At 57.9% G+C, this 21,305-nt stretch carries 17 protein-coding genes and 1 pseudogene; 3 read left to right on the plus strand and 15 right to left on the minus strand.

Going from position 1 to position 21,305, the window contains the following annotated elements; genetic code table 11:
• Positions 1–2 precede the first annotated feature (2 nt).
• The gene (locus CAF77_RS13485; protein ID WP_064382405.1) at positions 3–1,631 is read right to left on the minus strand and encodes a glucan biosynthesis protein D; all 1,629 of its coding nucleotides are present in this window, start codon (positions 1,629–1,631) and stop codon (positions 3–5) included.
• A 403-nt stretch (positions 1,632–2,034) separates the two neighbouring features.
• On the opposite strand from CAF77_RS13485, the gene CAF77_RS13490 reads away from it, so the two are divergent.
• A complete protein-coding gene (locus CAF77_RS13490; protein WP_007954656.1) occupies positions 2,035–2,220 on the plus strand; it encodes a hypothetical protein in 186 nt (61 codons plus the stop codon).
• A 55-nt stretch (positions 2,221–2,275) separates the two neighbouring features.
• On the opposite strand, the gene CAF77_RS13495 is transcribed toward CAF77_RS13490, so the two are convergent.
• Positions 2,276–2,761 carry a Bro-N domain-containing protein gene (locus tag CAF77_RS13495; RefSeq protein WP_064382404.1) on the minus strand — a complete coding sequence of 162 codons (486 nt, stop codon included), beginning with the start codon at positions 2,759–2,761 and terminating at the stop codon, positions 2,276–2,278.
• A 502-nt stretch (positions 2,762–3,263) separates the two neighbouring features.
• Here CAF77_RS13495 and CAF77_RS13500 point away from each other — a divergent pair.
• Positions 3,264–3,821, plus strand: coding sequence for a hypothetical protein (locus tag CAF77_RS13500; RefSeq protein ID WP_064382403.1), 558 nt, complete (start codon positions 3,264–3,266; stop codon positions 3,819–3,821).
• A gap of 58 nt (positions 3,822–3,879) precedes the next feature.
• On the opposite strand, the gene CAF77_RS13505 is transcribed toward CAF77_RS13500, so the two are convergent.
• The 8 genes from CAF77_RS13505 to CAF77_RS13540 all read right to left on the minus strand — a co-directional run bounded on the left by CAF77_RS13505 (position 3,880) and on the right by CAF77_RS13540 (position 13,877).
• A complete protein-coding gene (locus CAF77_RS13505; RefSeq protein WP_064382402.1) occupies positions 3,880–5,364 on the minus strand; it encodes an APC family permease in 1,485 nt (494 codons plus the stop codon).
• Positions 5,365–5,577: 213 nt separating this feature from the next.
• On the minus strand, positions 5,578–7,002 hold the full coding sequence (locus tag CAF77_RS13510; protein WP_064382401.1) for a gamma-aminobutyraldehyde dehydrogenase: 1,425 nt from the start codon (positions 7,000–7,002) through the stop codon (positions 5,578–5,580).
• Positions 7,003–7,166: 164 nt separating this feature from the next.
• On the minus strand, positions 7,167–7,976 hold the full coding sequence (locus CAF77_RS13515) for an ABC transporter permease (RefSeq protein ID WP_007954663.1): 810 nt from the start codon (positions 7,974–7,976) through the stop codon (positions 7,167–7,169).
• Positions 7,966–8,901, minus strand: a complete 936-nt coding sequence (locus tag CAF77_RS13520) for an ABC transporter permease (protein ID WP_085654717.1) — start codon at positions 8,899–8,901, stop codon at positions 7,966–7,968. The genes CAF77_RS13515 and CAF77_RS13520 overlap by 11 nt, the downstream gene beginning before the upstream one ends.
• Before the next feature lies 1 nt (position 8,902).
• A complete protein-coding gene (locus CAF77_RS13525; protein ID WP_074691239.1) occupies positions 8,903–9,940 on the minus strand; it encodes an ABC transporter ATP-binding protein in 1,038 nt (345 codons plus the stop codon).
• A gap of 201 nt (positions 9,941–10,141) precedes the next feature.
• Positions 10,142–11,293, minus strand: coding sequence for a putative ABC transporter substrate-binding protein YdcS (gene ydcS, locus CAF77_RS13530; protein WP_085609162.1), 1,152 nt, complete (start codon positions 11,291–11,293; stop codon positions 10,142–10,144).
• An 82-nt stretch (positions 11,294–11,375) separates the two neighbouring features.
• Entirely contained in the window at positions 11,376–12,863 is a 1,488-nt protein-coding gene (locus CAF77_RS13535) for a gamma-aminobutyraldehyde dehydrogenase (RefSeq protein WP_085654719.1), read from the minus strand.
• A 99-nt stretch (positions 12,864–12,962) separates the two neighbouring features.
• A complete protein-coding gene (locus CAF77_RS13540; protein ID WP_007954670.1) occupies positions 12,963–13,877 on the minus strand; it encodes a LysR family transcriptional regulator in 915 nt (304 codons plus the stop codon).
• Positions 13,878–14,054: 177 nt separating this feature from the next.
• Between CAF77_RS13540 and CAF77_RS13545 the strand changes: the two genes are divergently transcribed.
• Positions 14,055–14,777 (plus strand): tellurite resistance TerB family protein, encoded by a 723-nt coding sequence (locus CAF77_RS13545; protein ID WP_064382396.1) that lies wholly within the window; start codon positions 14,055–14,057, stop codon positions 14,775–14,777.
• A 209-nt stretch (positions 14,778–14,986) separates the two neighbouring features.
• On the opposite strand, the gene CAF77_RS13550 is transcribed toward CAF77_RS13545, so the two are convergent.
• The 5 genes and pseudogenes from CAF77_RS13550 to CAF77_RS13570 all read right to left on the minus strand — a co-directional run.
• Complete coding sequence (locus CAF77_RS13550; protein WP_223290637.1) at positions 14,987–15,973, minus strand: tetratricopeptide repeat protein; 987 nt, start codon at positions 15,971–15,973, stop codon at positions 14,987–14,989.
• An 83-nt stretch (positions 15,974–16,056) separates the two neighbouring features.
• Positions 16,057–17,028 carry a tetratricopeptide repeat protein gene (locus CAF77_RS13555; RefSeq protein ID WP_064382395.1) on the minus strand — a complete coding sequence of 324 codons (972 nt, stop codon included), beginning with the start codon at positions 17,026–17,028 and terminating at the stop codon, positions 16,057–16,059.
• On the minus strand, positions 17,021–20,032 hold the full coding sequence (locus CAF77_RS13560) for a type II toxin-antitoxin system RelE/ParE family toxin (protein WP_064382394.1): 3,012 nt from the start codon (positions 20,030–20,032) through the stop codon (positions 17,021–17,023). Before CAF77_RS13560 ends, CAF77_RS13555 begins: the two co-directional genes overlap by 8 nt.
• Before the next feature lies 1 nt (position 20,033).
• Positions 20,034–20,867 (minus strand): DUF4123 domain-containing protein, encoded by an 834-nt coding sequence (locus tag CAF77_RS13565; protein WP_064382393.1) that lies wholly within the window; start codon positions 20,865–20,867, stop codon positions 20,034–20,036.
• Positions 20,852–21,305: pseudogene (locus tag CAF77_RS13570) on the minus strand (type VI secretion system tip protein VgrG); the annotation flags it as partial. The gene CAF77_RS13565 and the pseudogene CAF77_RS13570, both read right to left, overlap by 16 nt.

A 21,305-nucleotide genomic window follows, 5' to 3' on the forward strand; every position in this document is an offset into this window, starting at 1 on the left:
CATCAAGGGTATTTGCGCTTGTCCGGCGCCGGTGGGAAGTACTGGTACAACCAGGTCTCGCTCAGCGTGCGGTCGTTGGTGCGGATGAACAGACGCAGTTCAACCGGCTCCACGCTGTCATTGGTCGGGTACCAGTCGAACAGGATCCGGTAGCCCTTGATGTCATCCAGCACCAGCACGCTGAAGTCCTGCACCTTGCCGTTGGAGCAAGTGACCACCGGTTCGATCCCGGTGCCCTGTGGCAGGCGATCAAGCCCACCACCGGTGAAGTCCACGGCAAAACGACGGGCCCAGACCGGCGGATAATGCTCGCCTGGAGCCCAGCCTTCGACGAAGCCCCCCATGCCGGAACGGGTCGCATGTACCCGCGCCAGTGGTGTGCCGACCGGTGGCAGGGCACTCCAGTAGAGCTTGTAGCCGTAGTTCAGCGAATCGCCGGCGGCTACCGGTTTCTTTGGCGTCCAGAACGCAACGATGTTATCGAGTGTCTCGCCGGTTGTAGGAATTTCCAGCAGATCGATAGAGCCTTCGCCCCACGCGGTTGTAGGTTCTACCCACAGGCTCGGGCGCTTGCTGTACCAGTCGACGGTGTCCTGATAGTTGGCGAATTCGTGGTCGGTCTGCACCAGACCGAAACCTTTCGGATCGGTGTCGGCGAAGGCGTTGAATTGCAGGGTTGCCGGGTTGTTCAGCGGGCGGCAGATCCACTCGCCGTTGCCGCGCCACATGGCCAGACGATCCGAGTCATGGATTTGCGGGTGGATGGTGTCGCACATCCGGCGCTCGTGGGTGCCGCAACTGAACATGCTGGTCATCGGCGCGATGCCCAGTTGTTCGATGGCGGTGCGGGCGTTGATGTGAGCATCGACTTCCATCACCACGCGCTCAGCCTGGCAATCGATGTCGAAGCGATAGGCGCCGGTCGCGCTCGGCGAGTCGAGCAGGGCGTAGACCACAAAGCGGGTCGCGTTCTGATCCGGCGTCTCGAACCAGAACTTGGTGAAGTCAGGGAATTCTTCGCGTTTCCTGGCGTAGGTGTCCACGGCCAGGCCACGGGCGGAGAGGCCATATTGGCCAGTGGCATCCACCGCGCGGAAGTAGCTGGCGCCGAGGAACGACACCACGTCATGCCGATCCAGTTCCGGCGCCTTGAACAGCTTGAAACCGGCAAACCCCAGATCGCCCTTGAGCTGCTGGGTGTCGACCGAGGTGTTCTCATAGTTGAACAGCTGAGGGCGGAAATGCACCTCGCGGGCCGTGCGGGTCTTTGGATCGACGCTGTACATGCGCACCGGCTGACGGAAACCCATGCCGACGTGGAAGAACTGCACATCGAGCTGACCCTTGTTCTCCTTCCACAGCGAATGCTCGCCGTCGTAGCGGATCGCATTGAAGTTCTGCGGGGTCATGGTCGCCAGGGTCGGCGGCAGCACCTGTTTGGTGTCCTGATAGGCGTTGCCGGCCAGTTGTTTGGCCTGACGCTTCAGCGTTTCGAAGTCGAAAGCCTGTGCTTCACCGTCGGCGGCACCGCCAGAGGCGGCCCAGGCGCGTGCGGCGAGCAGGCCGGAGGCGGAAAGGCCGGTGTAAGCCGCAATGGCCATGGACGCTTTGAGCAAATTCCTGCGGTGCATAAATACAACCTGTCGTGGACAATCCCGCGCCGTTCCTGGCACGTACTGGATCAGAAATTACGGTTCGGACAAGCCTTCGGCCAAACGCTACGGACTAGTAACAGATGCCCGCTAGCTTAATCGGTTCGCCGATTTTGCAAAATTCATTGATATCACGGCGACAGCGTCTCAATGAAACAAGACGTTACGGTTACTTATCCCACAGTCTTTTCTGATTTATAGGGCATATCTGCTTTTTTCGACTAATTACTCTAAAAACCACTTTTCAGCGCCGATTTAATTTCTATTCTATGGGCATCGCCGGTCACGACTCATCCGACCGGCAGGGCTCAAATCGCTGCTTAAAGGAGCAGGGCGATGCGGTTTTCGAAAATTTCTGACGTACTGGAAAAGGACATCGTCCATGACAAAAGGACAAGGCATCACCGAAATGTTGGGCATCTTTCCCTGCCTCACCAACGTCCGGCGAAGACGCCGGCTCAGTCCCGATGAACTGAAACTGGTGGAGCGTTATCGGGAGTTGTCGGAAAGCGACCGGATTGCGATGCGGTATCTGGTGGATGCGATGAGGAGTGTTTCGCGGTTTTGAAGTGAAAAACCAAAGGGGCGGACTGTGAAGTCCGTCCCTTTTTCATTCTTGAGGTTTACCGTGGACGCTGTGCCTGCATCAACTCAGGCATGTCCCGCCATTTCACCCAGGCCTGTTGTTGCCAGTGCAGCAGCGGCACAGTGACGCCCGCCCAATGCATCGAGCTCAGGCTCGGGCAGTTTTCCGCTATTGCTGAGCTGGTTTCCCGCAGGATGGGAATCACCTCATTGCTCAGCCATTGGCGCAGATTGCGGTTTTCCGGGATGAAATGATGAACCAGCAGCGCATACATGCCGGATTCGCTGACCATCGGTGTCTCGACAACTTTGCCGTACTTGCGCAGCCGAACGGTGCGGCGTTGGTCGGGGTCGAGTTTGAGCGTGACGCGTGGGTTCAAGGGATGGCCCATCATGCGGCCCAGATCTTGAGCGCAGAACCAGGCTTGATGATCAAGCAGGAGGGCGTGGAGGAAGCGGTTGTGGCGGGTGAAGACCGTAGGGATAAAGTGCGTCTGGGTCTCTGGTGAATTTGGCGCGTGCATAGTCAATTTCTACTCCATGTTGAAATGAGAGCCGCCACTAATCCTTCGACAGATTTGGGTGGCGAACCGTGCGGCGTTCGAAGTCGGAACATTCTCGATCAACATGGAAGCCGAGAGGCCCGCGCCACACGGTCCGCCATAACGCGAATCCGAAAGGCAAAAAAGCCTCGGTTTCTATGGAGGACGCAGTTGCGCCATGTTGATGATGTACCGGCTTCGACCCCGGGCCGCTGATTGGGCAGCGACGGGATAAAGCCTATCGGTCAGGCGCTAGCGGCTCCAAGTCTACGCTGTGGACGCGTAGCGTAGGAAATGTGGCTTCTTCTTGAAGCCTGCATCTGTAGGAAATGCCTGTTTTTGTATGGCCGCCAGCCAGACTGCACCTGAAGCGTGATTTTTCCTTTATGAATCTCCGGCATCCCCCGTGGGGGGCGGCAGCTCAAAGGATTCTTCCGAAGGTGGGGAAGATCTACGTAGCGGCGCTAACCTGGAAGTGAATTCAATGACGACTGTATTTATTGCTGGCTCTATCAATATCAAGAACCTTGATCCGAAGGTTAAGGAGCGTATCAGTAATATCGTTGCGTCTGAATTCGAGGTGGTCGTTGGTGATGCAGGTGGTGCCGATACCTCCATTCAGGAATATCTGCTGAGTCTTGAGCGATCCAAAACTACAGTGTTCTGTAGTGGTCCAGCACCGCGGAACAACCTCGGACAGTGGCCCGCCAGAACAGTGGACTCCAAACACTCCAAAGGATCGAGGGCCTTCTTCACCGAGAAAGACGTGGTGATGGCCGAAGCCGCTGACTACGGCTTGATGATATGGGATGCGAAGAGCACCGGTACGCTCAGCAACGTCATAGAACTGTTGTCGAGAAAGAAGAAGTCCCTTGTCTTCGTCAACAAGGAGAAGGAATTCAAAGTGGTGGGTGACGTCAATCAGCTCGAAGAGTTGATTGCATTCATGTCTGACCACGCCAAGCAAAAAGCCAACGAAAAAATCAAACTGTTCGATCGTATTTCTTCGCTGAAATACGATCAGTCCGAGCTTTTCTTTTGATGTTTTGCGTCGGCTTTCTTGAACCCCGGCACTCTATCGGTGCCGGGGCCAAAATCTTTTACCGACCCACCTTCCAAGCATCCCCAGCCGGCGCCTTCCCATGGTCATACGGCTTGCCAATCCACATATAAACCAGCCCCAGCCCAATCACGATCGCGGTGCTCAGCACCATCGCGTAGTTGATGTACCACGCCGCATCCGGGGTGCGGGGCCAGGCCATGTTGATGATTGCGCCGACGCCGTACACCAGCGCGCCGATGTTCACCGGCCAGCCCCAGGCGCCGAGGGTGAACTTGCCGCTGGGTTTCCAGCCTTTGCTGCGGGCGTACAGGGCGGCGAGGACGATCATCTGGAACGCGAGGTAGATGCCGATGGCGGCGAAGCTGACGATGGTGGCCACGGCGTCTTGCAGGAATAAGCCGAGGGCGATGATCAGGCCGGGCAGGACGCCGGACACGAACAGGGCGGCAACCGGCACCTGGGTCGTAGGAGAAATCTTTTTCAGCAGTCGGCTGCCGATGACCATTTCATCGCGAGCGTAGGAATACAGCAGACGACTTGCCGCCGCTTGCAGGCTGATGACGCAGGAGATGAAGGAAATCATCACCACGCCCATCACCACTTTCGAACCCACCGGGCCGAAGGCATTGTTGAGGATGGTGGTGACCGGGTCTTTGTCGGTGCCGTTGATCACCGCTTGCATGTCCGGCACGGCGAGGATCAGCGCCAGGCAAGCGAACATTGCCGCGATGCCGCCGATGTAGATGGTCATGCGCATGGCCACCGGGATTTTTGCGCTCGGGTTCGGGGTTTCTTCGGCGACGTCGCCGCAGGCTTCGAAGCCGTAGTAGAGGAACATCCCCGCCAATGAAGCGGTGAGGAATGCCGGCAGGTAGGAGCCGTCGACGCTGATATCGAAGGTGTTGAACAGCACGCTGATCGGTTGGTGACGCTCGAAAATCAGCAGGTACACGCCGACGATCACCGCGCCCACCAGTTCGCAGAGGAAGCCGAACATGGCGATCCGCGCCAGCACTTTGGTGCCGCTGAGATTCACCAGGGTGGCGAACAGCGTCAGCACCAGGGCGATGACGATGTTGGTGTTGTTGCTCGGCTCAAAACCCAGCATGGCGGCGAGGTACGGGCCGGCACCGACCGCAACGGCGGCGATGGTCACGCACAGGGCGATGGAGTAGATCCAGCCGACCATCCATGCCCATTTCTTGCCCACCAAGCGACGCGCCCAAGGATAGACACCGCCGGAAATCGGGAACTGCGACACCACTTCGCCGAAGATCAGGCACACCAGCAACTGACCGCAGCCGACCAGCAAATAAGCCCAGAACATCGGTGGCCCGCCAGCGGCCAGACACAGGCCGAACAGGGTATAAACCCCTACAACCGGTGACAGATAAGTGAAGCCCAGTGCGAAGTTTTCCCACAGGCTCATGCTGCGGTTGAAGTTGGAGGTGTAGCCCAGTTGACGCAGTTGTTCGGCATCGCTGTCGGCAACGGCGGCTGAGAGTTCGGGTGATGCACTCATGTGTGTTTGCTCCGTGAAATCGGCAGATTTCGGATGGCCGAAACCGTGGCGGGGCTTGGTGAGCGCCGCCCGGATCGGTAGTTATTGTTTTGAATGCCTGGTGGTGCGTAATGCCGGTTTTCTTCCTGAAACCGGAGTGACGCCATCGCTGGCAAGCCAGCTCCCACTAGAGCTGCACTGAACCCTGTGGGAGCTGGCTTGCCAGCGATGCTTTTAGTGCTTGAACATCACATGCCGAACCGTGGTGTAGTCCTCCAGCCCGTACATGGACATGTCCTTGCCGTAGCCGGACAGTTTCTGACCGCCATGAGGCATTTCGCTGACAAGCATGAAGTGGGTATTCACCCAGGTGCAGCCGTACTGCAACCGCGCGGACAGGCGATGGGCGCGTCCTACATCCGCCGTCCACACCGAAGACGCCAGGCCGTAGTCCGAATCGTTGACCCATTCCAGCGCCTGGGCTTCATCGGTGAATTTGGTCACCGACACCACCGGCCCGAACACTTCGCGGCGGACGATCTCATCGTCCTGCTGGGCGTCGGCCAGCACCGTTGGTTCGAAGAAGAAACCGTTGCCTTCGACAGCCTTGCCGCCAGTGATCAAGCGAATGTGCGGTTGCGCCACGGCGCGTTCGACAAACCCGGCCACGCGGTCGCGATGTTGGGCGGTGATCAGCGGCCCGAGTTCGGTCGACGGATCATCCTGTAAGCCGTACTTGATGCTGCTGACCGCCGCGCCGAGCTTCTCGACGAACTTGTCGTAGATGCCTTGCTGGGCGTAGATCCGGCACGCCGCGGTGCAGTCCTGGCCAGCGTTGTAGAAACCGAAGGTGCGAATGCCTTCGACCGCCGCATCAATGTCGGCGTCGTCGAAGATGATCACCGGCGCCTTGCCGCCCAATTCCATGTGCATGCGTTTGACGCTGTCGGCGGTGCTGGAAATGATGTTCGAACCGGTGGCGATGGAGCCGGTCAGCGACACCATGCGCACTTTCGGATGAGTTACCAACGGGCTGCCCACGCTCGGTCCACGCCCGAACACCAGATTGAGTACACCCGCCGGGAAAATGTCCGACGCCAGTTCGGCCAGACGCAACGCGGTCAGCGGGGTTTGTTCCGACGGCTTGAGTACCACGGTATTACCGGCGGCGAGGGCCGGGGCGATTTTCCAGGCGACCATCATCAGCGGGTAGTTCCACGGCGCGATGGAGGCGATCACGCCCACCGGGTCACGGCGGATCATCGAGGTGTGGCCGGGCAGGTATTCGCCACCGGCCGAACCACTCATGCAACGGCTGGCACCGGCGAAGAAACGGAACACGTCGGCAATTGCCGGGATCTCGTCGTTCAGCGCGGCACTGTAGGGTTTTCCGCAGTTGTCCGATTCCAGTTTCGCCAGTTCTTCGCCGTGGGCTTCGATGGCGTCGGCGAGTTTGAGCAGCAACAGCGAACGGTCTTTCGGCGTGGTCTGCGACCATTCGGCGAAGGCACTGTCGGCGGCGCGCACGGCGGCATCGACCTGGGCCTCGGTGGCCTCGTTGATTTCCAACAGCACGTCACCGCGCGCCGGGTTGAGCACCGGTTGCGCCGGGCCTTCGCCGTTGACCAGTTGGCCGTTGATCAAGAGTTTGGTTTGCATGTTGTTGTCCTCACTAGCACTTTTATTTTTCTGGCCGAATCGAGAATCCTGTGGGAGCGGGCTTGCCCGCGATGAGGCCATCCCGTTCAAAATTGATGGCGGCTGACACACCGTCATCGCTGGCAAGCCAGCTCCCACAGGGAGTTGTGGTGTTTGTTAGATATTCATTTGCCGCCGCTGCCGGCCACGCTCTCGCCACCCCGGGTCAGGTAGTAGGCGCCGAGGATCGGCAGCATGGTCACCAGCATCACGAGCATCGCCACGACGTTGGTCACCGGCACGTCCCGAGGGCGGCTCAACTGGTTGAGCAACCACAGCGGCAAGGTGCGTTCATGGCCGGCGGTGAAGGTGGTGACGATGATTTCATCGAACGACAGCGCAAACGCGAGCATGCCCCCGGCGAGCAGCGCCGAGCCGAGGTTCGGCAGGATGATGTAGCGAAAGGTCTGCCAGCCGTCGGCGCCGAGATCCATCGACGCCTCGATCAGACTGTGCGAGGTACGGCGCAGACGGGCGATGACGTTGTTGTAGACGATCACCACGCAGAAGGTCGCGTGGCCGACGATGATGGTGAACATTCCCGGCTCGATCCCCAACGTCTTGAAAGTCGCCAGCAACGCGATCCCGGTGATGATCCCCGGCAGTGCGATAGGCAGGATCAGCATCAGCGAAATGCCCTGCTTGCCGAAGAAATCCCGGCGATAAAGCGCAGCGGAAGCGAGGGTGCCGAGCACCATCGCGATCAGTGTGGCGATGGCCGCGATCTGCAACGACAGCTTGATCGCTTCCAGCACGTCAGGCCGCGAAAACGCCACACTGAACCAGTGCAGCGTGAAGCCTTTCGGTGGAAAGCTGAACGCCGCGTCTTCGGTGTTGAAGGCGTAGAGGAAGATGATCAGGATCGGGAAGTGCAGAAACACCAGCCCGCCCCAGGCTGCAATGCGCAAGCCTATTGAAGCCTTTTCAGAGTGCATCGAAGGCCCCCAGTCGTTTGACGATGGACAGGTAGATTGCGATCAGCACGATCGGCACCAGCGTGAACGCTGCGGCCATCGGCATGTTGCCGATTGCGCCCTGTTGCGCGTAGACCATGCTGCCGACGAAGTAGCCCGGCGGGCCCACCAGTTGCGGCACGATGAAGTCGCCCAAGGTCAGCGAAAACGTGAAGATCGAACCGGCAGCAATCCCCGGCACCGACAGCGGCAGAATCACCTGCATGAAAGTCTGGCGCGGCTTGGCCCCGAGATCGGCGGAGGCTTGCAGCAACGACGGCGGCAGGCGCTCCAGCGAGGCCTGGATCGGCAGGATCATGAACGGCAGCCAGATGTAGACGAACACCATGAACCGCCCCAGGTGCGAGGTCGACAAGGTGCTGCCGCCGACACCGGGAATCCCCAGAATGAACTGCAGAACCGGCTCCAGCCCCAGGTGCTGAACGAACCACTGCGCCACGCCGCCCTTGGCCAGCAGCAGCGTCCAGGCGTAGGCCTTGACGATGTAACTGGCCCACATCGGCATCATCACCGCGATGTAGAAAAATGCCTTGGTCTTGCCGCTGGTGTAGCGCGCCATGTAGTAGGCAATCGGGAATGCGACGATGGCGCTGGCGATCGACACCACGACGGCCATGCTCAGGGTGCGCAGGATGATGTCGAAGTTCGACGGCTGGAAAAGCGCCGCGAAGTTGGCCAGGGTCAGGTCGGGCGTGACCGCCATGGTGAAGTCGTCGAAGGTGTAGAAACCTTGCCACAACAGCACCAGCAGCGAGCCCAGATAGATCGCGCCGAACCACAACAGCGGCGGCACCAGCAGCATCGACAGATACAGATTCGGCTTGCGATAGAGCAGGTTGGAAAACCTGCGCAACGGCGCCGATTGAGGGAGGGCGAGGGCGGTCATGTCACACCCCGCTCGCAACGGTGTCGTGCAACGGAATCATCGCTTCCCGCGCCCAGCGAGCGCTGATGCGCTGACCGGTCTGGTGCTGCGCGCTGCTGTCGATCCACTGATTGTTGGCCTGGCTGATGCTCAGGGTCTGGCCGTTTTCCAGGGTCAGTTCATAGCGTGTGGCGCTGCCCTGATATTGAATGTCGTGGAGCAGACCACTGACTTCGATCTCGTGGCTGGCCAGCGGACCTTCGGCGAAACGCACGTGTTCCGGGCGGATCGAAAACGGCTGCGGATGACCGCTGAGCTGGCGCGCCAGATCGCCGCGAATCACGTTCGAGGTGCCGACGAATTCGGCGACGAAAGTCGTGGTGGGTTTCATGTACAGATTGCGCGGCGTATCGACCTGCTCGATGCGACCCTTGTTGAACACGGCCACGCGGTCGGACATCGACAACGCTTCGGTCTGATCGTGGGTGACGAAGATGAAGGTGATGCCGAGCTGACGTTGGAGCTTCTTCAGCTCGCTTTGCATCTGTTCGCGCAGCTTCAGGTCGAGAGCGCCCAACGGTTCGTCGAGCAGCAGCACTCGCGGGCGATTGACCAGCGCGCGGGCGAGGGCGACACGCTGGCGCTGACCGCCGGACAACTGCACCGGTTTACGGGCACCGTAGCCGCCGAGGGCGACCATGTCCAACGCTTCTTCGGCGCGTTTGTGGCGTTCGGTTTTGTTTACGCCTTTGACTTTCAATCCGTAGGCGACGTTGTCCAGCACGTTCATGTGCGGGAACAGCGCGTAATCCTGAAACACGGTGTTGACGTCGCGTTGATAGGGCGGCAGACCGGCGGCTTCGGCACCGTGAATGCGGATCGAGCCCGCGCTCGGTTGCTCAAACCCGGCGATCAGGCGCAGGCATGTGGTCTTGCCCGAACCGGAAGGGCCGAGCATGGAAAAGAACTCGCCGTCCTGGATGTCGATGGAAACCCGGTCAACGGCCTTCACCTCGCCGAACTGCCGGGAAACGTTGGTGAACTGGACTGCAAGCGTCATGATGCGGTGCTCCGAAAAGGCGAAGGCCGTCGCAGCGGCCCTGCCTGGACTTCTGAAAAACAGTATTCGAATTGATCGTTCCCACGCTCTGCGTGGGAATGCAGCCCGTGACGCTCTGCGTCAGCTCTTGCGAATGGACGCGGAGCGTCCGGTGATGCATTCCCACGCAGAGCGTGGGAACGATCGGGCTAGAGCGGCGTGTCAGCGACCGCCCATAATCGCAATGTAGTCCTGCGTCCACCGGCTATACGGCACAAACTTCCCACCCTCAGCCTGCGGTGTTTTCCAGAAAGCGATCTTGTCGAACTGATCAAACCCGTTGGTCTTGCACCCCTCGGCACCCAGCAGCTCGCTACCCTGGCAAGCCGCCGGAACCGCCGGCAACGAACCGAACCATGCCGCCACATCACCCTGGACTTTCGGCTGCAGCGACCAGTCCATCCACTTGTAGGCGCAGTTCGGGTGCTTGGCTTCGGCGTGCAGCATGGTGGTATCGGCCCAACCGGTGGCGCCTTCTTTCGGCACGGTCGACGCGATCGGCTGTTTCTCGTTGATCAAGCCGTTGACCTGGTACGGCCAGGCGCTGGACGCGACCACGCCTTCGTTCTTGAAGTCGCTCATCTGCACCGTGGTGTCGTGCCAGTAGCGGTGAATCAGTTTCTGCTGGGCGCGCAACAGTTCCAGCACAGCCTTGTACTGATCTTCGGTGAGCTGGTACGGATCCTTGATCCCCAGCTCAGGCTTGGTGGATTTCAGGTACAGCGCCGCATCGGCGATGTAGATCGGGCCGTCGTAGGCCTGCACGCGACCCTTGTTCGGCTTGCCGTCGGGCAGGTTCTGCGCGTCGAACACCACGTTCCAGCTGGTCGGCGCGGTCTTGAACACGTTGGTGTTGTACATCAGCACGTTCGGGCCCCACTGGTACGGGGTGCCGTAGGTCTGGTTGTTGACCACGTACCACGGCGCGTCTTTCAGGCGTGGGTCGAGGGATTTCCAGTTCGGGATCAACGCAGTGTTGATCGGCTGCACACGCTTGCCGACGATCAACCGCAACGAGGCATCGCCCGACGCCGTCACCAGGTCGTAACCGCCCTTGGCCATCAGGCTGACCATTTCGTCAGAGGTGGCGGCGGTTTTCACATTGACCTTGCAACCGGTTTCCTTCTCGAAACCGGTCACCCAGTCGTAGGCCTTGTCGCTTTCACCGCGTTCGATGTAGCCGGGCCAGGCGACGATATCCAGCTGGCCTTCGCCGGCGCCGACGGCTTTCAGCGGCTCGGCGGCCTGCAGGCTGGCGCTGGCCAGCAGGGCCGTGGTGATTGCACTGAGCAGTGCGGTCTTGTGCACGAACATGGTGAACCCTCTTCTTTAAATTATGGTCGGGGCAGTTGTGAACGCGGTGAAGCATGCCGTTAGCGGCTTGTTATTAACGTAGTCAGAGATGCTGGCCGTGGCGGGCCATGATGTGCCGCACCACGCTGTAGTCCTGTAGCGAATCGCTGGATAAGTCTTTGCCGTAGCCGGAGCGTTTCAGCCCGCCGTGGGGCATTTCGCTGACCAGCATGAAATGGCTGTTGATCCAGGTGCAGCCGTATTGCAGGCGTGCGGCGACCTGCATCGCCTTGTCCAGGTTCTGGGTCCACACCGACGAAGCGAGGCCGTATTCCGAGTCGTTGGCCCAGTCCACCGCCTGCGCGAGTTCATCGAAGCGGGTCACGGTGACCACCGGGCCGAACACTTCGCGCTGGACGATTTCATCGCTCTGTTTGCAACCGGCCAGCAGGGTTGGCTGATAGAAGAACCCTGCGCCGGAATGCACCGCTGCGCCGGTCACCCGTTCGATGTGCGGCTGACCGAGGGCGCGTTCGACGAAACTGGCCACGCGGTCGCGCTGGCGGGTGCTGATCAGCGGGCCGATTTCGTTATCTGCATCGCGTTTGCCGGCAAAGCGCAAGCTGCTGACCGCCGCACCGAGCTCGGCGACCAATTTGTCGTGAATCCCGGCTTGGGCGTAGATCCGGCAAGCCGCCGTGCAGTCCTGCCCGGCGTTGTAGTAGCCATAAGTACGCACGCCTTTGACCACGGCTTTCAGATCGGCGTCATTGCAGACGATCACTGGCGCCTTGCCACCGAGTTCGAGGTGGGTGCGTTTCAGGGTTTTGGCAGCGGCCTGGAGGATTTTCTGGCCGGTGACGATATCGCCGGTCAGCGACACCATGCGCACTTTCGGATGCCCGACCAAGTGACTGCCAACCCCTTCGCCGCCACCGCAAACGATGTTGATCACCCCGCGCGGCAGGATTTCGGCCAGCGCCGGAGCCAGCGCCAGAATCGACAGCGGCGTGTGCTCGGACGGTTTGAACACCAGCGTATTGCCGGCGGCGAGGGCCGGGGCGATCTTCCACGCGGCCATCATGATCGGGTAGTTCCACGGTGCAATCGAGGCGACGACGCCAATCGGATCGCGGCGCACCATGCTGGTGTAGCCCGGAACGTATTCACCGCTGAGCTGACCGGTCTGGCAGCGCACGGCGCCGGCGAAGAAGCGAAACACATCGACCGTGGCGGTCAAATCGTCCTGCCGCGCCAGATGCAGCGGCTTGCCGCAGTTCAGGGCTTCGAGACGGGCGAGGTGATCGGCGTGTTTTTCGACGGCGTTGGCGATTTCCAGCAGCAGGTTCGAACGTTGTTGCGGGGTGGTGCGCGACCACTCGGCAAAGGCGCTGTGGGCGGCAAGGATGGCGGCTTCGACTTGCTCGGTGCTGGCTTCGGCGATCTGAGTCAGGACTTCGCCGGTGGCCGGTTTGAGGATCGGTTCGACAAAACCCTGGCCAGCGACCAGTTCGCCGTCGATCAGCAACGCGGTGTGCATGTGGGTCTGCGCGCCAGCCATTTTCCGTGATCTCTTTTCTTGTATGGCCATGTTGCTCCCTGTTCCGGGAGCCGACCGTCTTATAGATGCAGCAAGACTAGTGCGCGGCTCCGGGGTCGACAAATTCTAAATACTGAAGGTGGCATTCGATTAAATAGATGGCTTGCGTCCGCCGTGCGGCTGCTCGCGGGCCACAGTCAGGAACGGATCGACCAGCGCGGGGCGGGCGGTGCCGCGACGCCAGGCCAGACCGACGTCGAGGGTCTGGTTGAGGTCGGCAATTGGTCGCGCCTCGATGATGTCGCCTTCCAGCGACCACGGTCGGTAGGTCATGTCCGGCTGGATCGACACGCCGAGCCCCGCTGCCACCAGACTTCGTACTGCTTCGGTGGACGCGGTTCTGAGGGTGATCTTCGGTTGTAGTCCGGCGCCGCGCCACAGGCGTTGGGCGTTGCGATCCATCTCGTCGACGTTCAGTTGAATCAACGGCTCCCGGGCGACATCGGCAAGGTTGATACTGTCGTGTTCCAGCAGCGGATGCTGGGCCGGCAGCCACAAACGATGTGGTGAGTGGGTCAGCACTTCGGTCTGCAACGCGTGGCGGTCTTCGAGGTTGGAGAGGATCAGCACCCCTACATCGATCTCGCCGCTGACCAGCAGATGCTCGATGTACGGCCGCTCGTCCTCCATCACCCGGATCTCGACATTGGGATAGGCGCGCTGAAAACGGGTGAGCAAATCCGCCAGGTAATAACCGGCCACCAGACTGGTCACCCCGACGATCAACTGCCCGGCGACCTGATCGGTACTCTGTTGCAGGCTGCGTTTGGCGTTGTCCACGGTCGCCAGAATCAGGTGCGCCTGGCGCAGGAACTGGTGGCCCTGATGGGTGAGCGTCATACCCTTGGCGTGGCGATTGAACAGGCTGACGCCGATCTCTTCCTCCAGTTGCTGGATGGCCAGGGTCAGGGTCGATTGGGAAATGAACGCGGTTTGCGCAGCGGCGGAGATCGAGCCGGTCTCGGCCACGGCGATGAAATGGCGGATCTGACGCAAGGTCATCATGGAAGGTTTACCCGGTGGGCGGTTTTTATAGATTGCCTCGAGTGTATATCTATTTTCGCGAAGGGCTGCGGTGGGCCAGGCAACATCTGGAAGCACACTCGCACCCAAGTGACGGGCACTTTCGAACTAGGCTGAGGGCCTTATTGATCCGGATAACCCCCTGCTTGGAGACGGAACATGAACACCCGTGGATTGCTCGATCAACTCCTCAAGTCCGGCCAGGATCTGCTGCAGAACAAGGCGGGCGGGGCGCAGAACAAACCGGCTGCCGGTGGTTTGGGCGGCTTGCTGGGCGGATCTTCCAGTAACGGCGCACTCGGCGGCTTGCTGTCAGGCGCAGGCGGCGGTGCCTTGGCGGCCGGGGCCATGGGCCTGCTGCTGGGCAGTAAAAAGGCCCGCAAGGTCGGCGGTAAAGTCGCCCTCTACGGCGGCCTCGCCGCACTGGGCGTGATCGCCTACAAAGCCTACGGCAACTGGAACGCCCAAAAAGGCACTGCCCCACAAAGCCAACCGCAAACCGTCGATCGCCTGCCACCGGCGCAAGTCGAACAACACAGCCAGGCGATCCTCAAAGCCCTGGTCGCCGCCGCCAAGGCCGACGGCCACATCGACGACCGCGAACGCCAACTGATCGAAGGCGAGTTCACCAAACTCGACAACGATCAGGAGCTCAAACACTGGCTCCACGCCGAACTCAACAAACCCCTCGACCCCACCGACGTCGCCCGCGCGGCAAGCACACCGGAAATGGCCGCCGAGATGTACGTGGCGAGCGTGATGATGGTGGATGAGGAGAACTTCATGGAGAAGAGCTATCTGGATGAACTGGCGCGGCAGTTGAAGCTGGAGCCGGGGTTGAAGGTGGAGCTGGAGAGGCAGGTGAGGGTGGCGGTTGCGTAATCAAAAGGTTTGACGAGTCCCCGGCGAGGATCGAGCATCGCTCGCCGGATGTTCATCAGTGCAACACTACGGTCTTGCGGGCCTCTATAAAGGTCGCGACTTTCTTGCCCCTGGCGCTTTGACCAACTTATTGGCTTTCACCAGTGCGGCACTGGGTTTCGCCCAGTGCTCCGTGGAGGGGCTGAGCAAATAAATCTGTAACCCATACTTCAGTAGCCGTAAGGTGGGAAAAAATAAGATAGAGCAGGATGCTCTGTTTCCCACTCTCTTGCGAAAGAAATTCCTTTGTTAATTTCTTCTGGAGTCATTTTTTCTGCTATTTCTGGGAGGCTTCTGCGAGCATCTTCCGGAGCGACTCCACCACCCTCTAGTTTCGAGATAAGGTAGGTTATTCCGTAAGCTTTCACTAAATCCAATGGAAAACCGTAGCTGTCAGGAAGATGGGCTACCGTCAAAGCATACCCACCCGCAGCATCGATATGGCCCATCTCAGCAGCCTTCTCAATCCAGTATCCAACTTCTTCTTTACTTGCGTTGTGTTCATACAAGAAGTTTGCATAAAGATACATGCCAGGCGCATAACCACTCTCGGCTGAGGCTTTAAACCATTTCTCAACAGCTTTCTCGCGACTACCTGGAGTCAGGAACCATCCGCCACCGTCTTGGTAAACCCCTGCAAGGACTTTCTGGGCAAACCCGTTACCAGCGTTTGCCGCTCTTTCCAGCCACTCCAAACCTTGCTTCGCTGTGAATAAAACAGTCATTGCTTCAGAATCACCTTTTTCGGCACGTTCTTTTGCAATCCTCAAAGCATGCTCTCGCCACTCTTCACCACTTTTCCCGGCACAGCTACCCATTTCTTTACATAGATCATCTGTATTGCTTAGACGTAGCATTGCGTAAAGGTCACCTTGGCTGGCTGCTGCCTCGTACCATTTCTTTGCGTCTTCTGTTATGTAGCGTTTACTAAGACGAATGGCTTCTCCTAGATAGTACTGTGCAACACTATCTCCACTCTCTGCCGCAATTTTGAGTAGCGGTTGGGAGTCGTACCAGTCACTTTGTTGGTGAAGTAAAATGCCTTTTTCTTTTGCGGCCTCTTGCTCAGTAGTTAGTTTGGCAAAAACTGAGTCGGGAAATAAAATTGAGCATGAAATTATGGCGAGAATTTTCTGAATCAAAGTTAAATCTGTCACCTCTTTTTCTGTTGGGAGTATATTGCTTTTTGAAAATGGCCAGCTTTAGGGGGGGCGCTGGCCTTTCTTGTGTTTGCTAGGTCTTAATAGCCGTATATAGGATCGAAATAGGAGAGTGGCGGGTGTGTTTTTTCCCATTCCTTTGCAAAGGAAATTCCAAGTTCAATTTCCTTGGGTTGCATTTTTTTTGCTATTTCTGGAAGGTTGAGTCTTGCCTCTTCAGGAGAAGTCGCCCCACCTTTAAGGTTTGATATTAAATATGTAAATCCGTAGGCTTTAACTAAGTCTAGAGGGAATCCATAACTATCTGGTAAGTGTGCGATGTTTAAGGCGTACCCTCCTAGTGCCTCAATATGACCGGATTCGGCCGTTTTTTTAAGCCAACGTCCTACTTCCTCTTTGCTTCCATTGTGTTCATACAGATAGTTTGCATAGAGGTACATGCCCGGAGGGTAGCCGCCTTCAGCCGATGCTTTAAACCACTTTTCTATTGCTTTCTCGCGACTGCCTGGAATCAGGAACCAGCCCTGTCCTCTTTTATAGGCACTGGCGAGTAATTGCTGAGCATAGCTATCACCAGATTCCGCAGCCCTTTCTAGCCATTCCAATCCTTGTTTGGCCGTAAACAGCACGATCATTGCCTCTGTGTCACCTTTGTCTGCACGCTCACGAGCGACTTTTATCGCATGCGCCCTCCATTCTTCACTATTTTTACCTGTGCACTCTTCCAATACCGTGCACAGATCATTTTTATTGCTGAGACGTAGCATGGCGTAAAGGTCGCCCTGCTCGGCGGCGGCCTCATACCATTTTTTGGCTTCGTCCGTCATGTAACGATTACTCAGTCGTATCGCCTCGCCTAAAAAATACTGAGCGTTACGGTCGCCAGCTTCAGCGGCGGTTTTTAAAAATGGTTGTGAGGAAGTCCATGCGCTTTGTTGGTAAAGAGCAATACCCTTATTTCTGGCTGCCGTCTGAGTTTCTGTCAACTGTCCGGCAGAAGCACAGGATAGGAACATTAAAATTAGACAGCCTAAAGTAGCTCGCTTAATCAATGTTTGGTCCTTTATAAGTGACGTTTATACCTTGGACTGGCGCGAAAGCAGGCCCTTTATATACGGTGCTATAGTCGCAATGTTTATTTAAACGAAGTCCGAGCTTCGATACCCGATCTTTGTATCTGGCTCGCATTACATTGTTGGTTTCGGTGAGTCCAAGTACTCGCTCGGCCATGAACAAATCAAGTTTTGCTTTGTTTTTACAGTATGCGAGCCCAGCTTGGCCAGGTCGTGCACCGTCTCGATTCATGCAGATAATTGCTTCTTCAAACTGTTGATTTGCATCAGGCTTACTAGATATCCACCCTAGGCATCGTTCAATTGCCTGTTGCTGCAACAGGTGTGCTTGGTCTTCATTGAAGCTCTGTTCTTCCTTTGAATCTTCTTCAACGGTAAATGGTTTTGGTGGGGCACTCAATGCCAGCAAAAGTGGCCCAAAAGCCTGTGGCTGCAGGTTGTAAACCCAATCCTGCATTTCTTGCCTATTTTCATTTCTACCGAGCGTATAAGCAATCTGCCCCCCACGATCCCCCGCAGTAAGAGCATCAAAAATCTCTTTAACAATTGCATACCCACGCACATACGCAAACGCCACATCAATTCCCGTGGCGCCGAGGAAGCTCAGTTTTTTCACGTAGGCCAAGGCTTCGGTTTCCACCCACTCCAGATCCTTGTATTGGTTCGCGGCCATTTCCTGTCGCACCAGTTCCGTCAGGGCTACGATGCTTTCGTATCCGACCTCAAAGGTCAAATAGCCTTTGACCCCAGCGCCCCAAACGAGCGCGCCTTTGATCGACAGCAAAAGACGTCCGTCGTGCACTCGCAGGTTCAGGTCTCCCGAAATACCGGCACCGACCGCCACCGCCATTTCGACTTCCAGTTTTGCCAACGGGCGCCATTGGTTGGCTGCCAGACGGTTCGGCACTGGCGCAGGCGGGAGAACGCCGGGAGGCGGGCACCAGAACAATTTGCCCGTCACCTTGCATCCAGCCTGAGCGCCAGCAAACACTTCGTACTTGCCCACCTCGCCGGTTTTCTCGGCAACGTCCACGCCAACAAGGCTGGTGTAACCGGTTTTTTGATCCAAAGACAGATCGCGTGACAGCATCAGGCTGGCGCCGGCGAAGCCCCAGGCCTTGGCTTCCAGATCCAAAGACAACTTGCCGAAATTGACGCTGCGGATACTGCCATCGTGAGCCTTGTATTTGGCGGTCCAGGGTTCAGCCTTGACCCGTTTTGGCAACTCGACCTTCAGCAGGGTCACTTCTCCGCGCCATGCGGTTACATCCAGAGCGACTTCAACGTTGGCAATTTGCGGGGCGCCATTTTTCCAGGTGGGGCCTTCCATTTTGACTTCTGTCAGCAGGTTGGCGCCTTCTGGGAGTAAGCATCTGACCAGTTGGGCCTGCGGGCTGTTGTCAAAAAGCATGAGATTACGAAGCTGTTTGTCTTCGAACACCATCGCTTTGAGGTTTTCACCCCAACGTTTGCGCTTGTCTTCAGCCTTGATGCTTTCAACTCTGTAGCCTTTGGCCTCCAGCGCAGCGAAGAATTTGTCGGGCACGAACAAGCCATGCTCGTCGAACCACGGACCTTTTTCATCGAATTGAAGTGCGCCCTCCTGATTGAGCCAGTCACTGAAAACACGATCGTCGTCGGCCTCTTTGGCGATTGACTTGGGCAAGCTGGTGGCAAGCTCTTTCAGTTGCCCCTTGAATGCATTGCCGCTGACCTGAGCCAAGTGCTTGAGGCTGATGTGGTTCAGGATCGTTGTCGACGACGCGCTGCTGAGTTCGCGCAAAGGAATGTTGGTCTTGGCAAGGCGCTCAATCGGTTTTGGCTTATAGGTTTCGGGTTCCCAGAGAAACATGCGAGGGGGCCGGATTTCCCGCACGCGGGCTTCGGCGGTCGTCTGAATCCGCTCTGCTTCGGTATTCAGCTCGTACCACTGATCTCTCAACTTGGCGAAGAGCACGCCGGGTGGCGCGGATTTGCCTCCAGTGGCCGAGACCCACTGGGAATAGCGGTCTTCAATTTTTTTTTCGAGTTCATCTCGCTTGGTGGTCAGCTCTACGAAGGCTTGGAAGTCTTCTGTACCCGCATACTGGTCGTCGGGGCTGAGGGCGAACTCGGGAACCGCGATCCCGCATTCAGCGAGTTCCACGATGGAGTTGATGTACTTGGACATCAAGTCTTTCAACGCAAGGATGTTGAGTTGTACACCCCTCAACGCCTTCCTATCGACTTCACCGGTTTCAATCAGTTTTTTGTATAGCGCCTTGTAGTCTTTCAAGTGCTCCCAGGCGGAAGCGATTTTCTTGGTGCCTGGGTCGAACATTTTGTAGCCATGGGCTTTGGCCTTGTCACGCTCTTCAATGTACTTGTCGATGGCGTCACGAGCCTTTAGCGCACGCGGGGTATAGAAGATCCCATTTTCTCGTTTGTACCCCAACGTTTTTGCTTTCGCGTCGGATACTTTTTCGAGGGTTTCCATGTTTTTCTGGTTTTTCTCGATGCGTTGTCCGGCGTGGAACATCTCGCGCTCGGCATGCATCGTAGCGTCGTTGTCACCTTTGGCTTTTGCCGCCTCCCAATCCTTACGGCATTGGGCTTTTTTGGTAGTGTCTTCGGGGATTGCCGACTTCGACTCCAGGTAACTGCTACGTTGCTCGCCTTCGAGAAAGGCTTCGGGCCCCGGTGTGAGGAAGTACTCCATCAATCCGGCATCGGCGATGTTGCTCATGCGAGTGGCTTTGTCTGCGTCGACGGTCTTCTGTTTGAGCAGGCTGACGCTTTCCTTCAGCTTTTCCGACGTGCGCTTGGGCAGCAGCCAGAATCGGCGCTGGCCGGTGACGTAGATGATGTCGTCGTAGCTACTGCTGCAACCTGGCTTCTTGTCCTTGCAGAACGTCTCGGCATCAACGGGCGCCTTTGGCGGATCCGCCGGTATAACGACTGGTGTGGGCTCTTGCGGGGTTGTTTGTTCGGACGTACCTGTCATCTCAGACTTCCAGTCGTTGTACTTTCTCGAATGCCGGCATCTCGCTGCTCAGCACGTTCATGGCGTCGGTGCGTTCTTGTAAAGGGCTCTGCCTCAGTTGCGGCAGCAAGCGCTCAAGATGCCGCCCCTCGTCAATGCCGTGATCTACCAGTAACTGCAAATTTTCCGACACCACAGGTAGTTCACTGTCGGGCAACCCATTGGCTGATTCAGCCTCCCGGGACCTGATCCAATACCACCAGCGGATTTCATCGAACGCGGCAAGCGTGTCGTCGTGCAATTGCAGGGGATACCTGAGCTCATCTTTCGCGCCGTTGGCGTCGTGTGGTCGTTCCCAGGTTCGCCATTTCTGATCTTCGACATGAGCCGGCGGCGTATGGACACTTTCCCATGGGCCGTAGAGAGCCTGTGCGGGGGCGGTCATTGCTAATGCGCTCCAGAAAGCCGGGTCGTAGAACCGCGCCAGAGAGTCTCCGTAGGATTGGGAGTTCATTCGCAACAGACGACGGGCATGCAGTAAGGAGTTTTCCGGTGTATCGCTGGAGGTCAGAAGCATGCCTGAACGATTCTCCCGGCACAGTTCAATGGCCTTGGTTGCTGCGGCGCTTCCCGGTTTCAATTGAAGCCAAAGCGGGCTGACATCATTCATTTCAGCAAAAGGCGTGTCCTGAAACAGTTTTTCCACTCCGTTCAGGTCGGATTGCTGATAGAGCTGCTCGAGGGCGTGGGGCTGGCGGACACTGTCGATAATGCAATACAGAGAACGGCTTCCACCGCTGCTCGAAGGCGCTGCGGCTACTGGTAGTTCAAGGAATTGACTCAGCCATGCAGACATGGGCAAACCTCTCGTGAGCAAGCGCCGTTGGATTGCTTTCCGCAGACAGGAACAAGGGGAAGGCCTTGCATGCTTTTTCGTACAAACGGATTGAGCATGGCCGGCACCAACAACTTCCCGGCCTTGTCCGTATCCGCCTGCTTCAACGGCCCCGGCATCAACGGGGCGGCGCCGGTGCCGCTGCCCGGTCCACCACCGGAGTTGATGTTGATCGCCGGCCCACTCATGGTCACGCCGCCGCCATCGATCTTGATGAAGCTGCCCCCACCGACCAGCGTCAGCTCAGCCCCAGCCTCCAGCACCACTTTCATGCCACTGCTCAGGTGAATTTCCTGCCCCGCGTCGATGAATTGCCCGGTGCCGATCTTGATGTGCTGGTTCACGCCCACGGTCAGGTGGTCGTTGGCGCGGGCTTCGACTTTGCGGTCTTCGTAGACG

The organism is Pseudomonas sp. R15(2017), assembly GCF_002112685.1.
Lineage (GTDB): Bacteria > Pseudomonadota > Gammaproteobacteria > Pseudomonadales > Pseudomonadaceae > Aquipseudomonas > Aquipseudomonas glycinae.